The organism is Rhodovibrio sodomensis, assembly GCF_016583645.1.
Lineage (GTDB): Bacteria > Pseudomonadota > Alphaproteobacteria > Kiloniellales > Rhodovibrionaceae > Rhodovibrio > Rhodovibrio sodomensis.
In genome coordinates, this window is record NZ_NRRL01000312.1 from 1 (window position 1) to 568 (window position 568).

Genomic DNA, 568 nt, shown 5'->3' on the forward strand with positions numbered 1-568 from the left:
TGGTTCAGCACCTCGCTGGCGCGCGCCGGCACCTCGATCAGCGCGTCGGTCAGGCGCGCCTCGGTGGCCTGGTCGATCGTGCCCCGGGCCCGGCCGATCGCGATCGACAGCGCCGCCAGCACGGTCAACTGGGTGGTGAACGCCTTGGTCGAGGCGACCCCGATCTCCGGGCCCGCCAGCGTCTGCAGCACCGCCTCGCTGTCGCGCGCGATCGCGCTTTCCGCGACGTTGACGATCGAGAGCGTGCGCTGGCCCTGCTCGCGGGCATACTGCAGCGCGCCGTGGGTCTCCGCCGTCTCGCCAGACTGCGAGATCACGGCTGTGAGCCCGCCGTCCGGCATCGGCGGGGCGCGGTAGCGCAGCTCCGAGGCGAGGTCGAGCTCGACCGGCTGCCTTGCCACCTGCTCCATCCAGTACTTGGCGACCCAGCCGGCGAGGAAGGCGGTGCCGCAGGCGGTGATCGTCACCCGCGGCAGCCGGCCCAGGTCGAACGGCAGCTCGGGCAGCGTGACCTCCCGGCGCAGCGGGTTCAGGAAGGCGTGCAGCGTGTCCCCGATCACCGCCGGCT

Annotated in this window: 1 protein-coding gene; it reads right to left on the reverse strand. The window is 72.9% G+C overall.

Translation table 11 applies throughout. From position 1 onward, the window contains the following. Positions 1–568 (reverse strand): SIS domain-containing protein (locus CKO28_RS29750; protein ID WP_200344818.1); only part of this gene is annotated, 568 nt, incomplete at both ends.